The organism is Actinomadura sp. KC345 (assembly GCF_004348515.1).
Classification (GTDB): Bacteria; Actinomycetota; Actinomycetes; order Streptosporangiales; family Streptosporangiaceae; genus Spirillospora.
Window position 1 is genome coordinate 1 of record NZ_SMKH01000539.1, and the last position, 1966, is coordinate 1966.

At 72.7% G+C, this 1966-nt stretch carries 3 protein-coding genes; all 3 read left to right on the forward strand.

All coding sequences use genetic code 11. From position 1 onward, the window contains the following. Window positions 1–684, forward strand: a 684-nt coding sequence (locus E1281_RS39340) for a hypothetical protein (RefSeq protein WP_165959320.1), incomplete at its 5' end; no start/stop codon positions are given. A gap of 96 nt (window positions 685–780) precedes the next feature. Next, window positions 781–1548, forward strand: coding sequence for a hypothetical protein (locus E1281_RS39345; RefSeq protein ID WP_131884765.1), 768 nt, complete (start codon window positions 781–783; stop codon window positions 1546–1548). Continuing rightward, window positions 1545–1966 (forward strand): hypothetical protein (locus E1281_RS39350; protein WP_131884766.1); only part of this gene is annotated, 422 nt, incomplete at its 3' end. The genes E1281_RS39345 and E1281_RS39350, both read left to right, overlap by 4 nt.

The window sequence follows — 1966 nt, forward strand, 5'->3', positions numbered from 1 at the left end:
GGCGGAGGCGCGCTGGTCCCTCTGCTGATCTTCGGTGTGGTGGGGGTTCTCGCCATCGTCGGCATCGGCGCCTTCGTCGTGCTGTCGGGCGACGACGATTCCGGCAGCACGACCGCGTCCCCCACCTACACGCCGTCCTACAACCCGCCCTCCTCCGAGCCGAGGCCCACGCAGACCACGGGCGGCGGCGGTGGGACGGGGTCGGACCCGAGTTCGATCCTGTCCACGACCATCCGGACGGCGAAGGGCAACACGTTCACCCGCGCCGGGACCCGCACCGAGTCGTGCAACCTCCGCGCCAACACCAGGCTGCGCTCGACGCTGAGCTCCTACCCGTGCGTCGGGGACATGCACGCGGCCGTCTACGCCAACTCGACCAAGCAGATCATCACCGCGGTCTCGATCGCGAAGTTCTCCAGCCCCTCGGCGGCGCGTGCCGTCAGCCGAGTCACCTCCAGCAAGGGCTGGCCGAAGCTGCTCACCCCGTCGGACGCGAGCGGCATCCGCCAGCCCCGGCCGGACCCCGCCTACTGGACGCGCTCCTGGACGCAGGGCTCCAACGTGGTCTACGCGCAGTCGTACTGGTCCACCGGCACCGCCACCGGCGGCCGCACCGGCTCCGTGTTCACCACCGCCGGCGAACTCGGGACCGAGATCACCAACACCCTCGTCTGGACCGACTGACCGCGGCGCCGGAGCGGGCTCCGCGCGGCACCGGCCCGGCCGGCGGAGTCCGCCCATCGGGCGCCCCCGAGACGAGCAGCGGTTACCATCTGGCAGGTGCAGTCGTACGGACCGGTTCCCCCGCCTCCCGGGGACGCAGAGCAAGGGCGGCGCTCGGCGCGGCGCTGGGTGGTGCCCCTGTGCGTGCTGGGCGTGCTGGCCGCGCTCGTCCCGCTGCTGTGGGTGACGGGCGGTCTCAAGGAGACGCCGAAGCAGCCGTCCAAGCCGGCGGGGAAGCCGCTGGACGCCGGCCTGTTCGACATCACCGTCCGGGACGCGCGGATCGGGATGGCGAAGGGCGACTTCGGGAGCGGGCCGGAGCGGTTCCTCATCGTCCGGATGAGGGTGGCCAACAAGGGCAAGGAGACCGAGTCCCTCGGCACGGGCGGTCTCGCGGACGGTGTGGGCGCGCTGACCAAGGACGGCAAGTGGGTGAAACCCGACCAGGTCGAGGGCGTCGCCGCCGGCGCGGAGACGAACGTGGCGCAGCCGGGGCTGCCGGTCGAGGCGTCGGCGATGTGGAAGCTGCATCCGGATGACTCGCCCGCGAAGCTGACCGTGGGGCTGCGCGAGTGGAAGTACGAGCACGGGTTCACCGACAACACCTACACCTGGGCCGTCCGGCGTGAGGGCGGCAAGCTGGTCGGCCGCTTCAGCCTCCCGGTGGCGGCCATGAGCGCGACTCCCCGGCCCACCGCGCCGGCGGCGCGGCCTACGACGACCGCGCAGCCCACGCCGACCGCGCGGGCGAGCCGGCCGGCGACACGTGCGCCGGTGCCGGGTGCGGCGACCGGGGCGCCGAGGCCGACTGCGAGCCGCCCATGAACGTCCGTAAGGTACTCCTGAAGGGCGGCGCCGGGATCGGCGGGACGGCCCTCCTCGCGGGTGCGATGTGGCTGCACTCGCTCCGCCCCGAGGTCAGGGCCACGGAGCTGGACCCCATCCGGAACGGCGGCACGGTCGGCGAGGAGGTCCGCAACCGCGACTTCAGCGTGCGGGTCGAGAAGGTGGAGGCGGCGCGGTCGCTGGCTCCGAGGCTCTCCCTCGGCAATCCGCCTCCGATCGGAACCGAGGGGATCTATCTCATCGTGCGGCTCCGGGCGCAGAGCCATCGTGAGCCCGTGGATCTGAGGACCGTCGAGCTGGAGACGCCGGGCGGCTACACCTTCGACGAGGACCCGCGCACGGGCACCGCGTCCGCGGGCGCCCAGCCGACTCTGCAGCCGATGATCTGGTCGTCCAC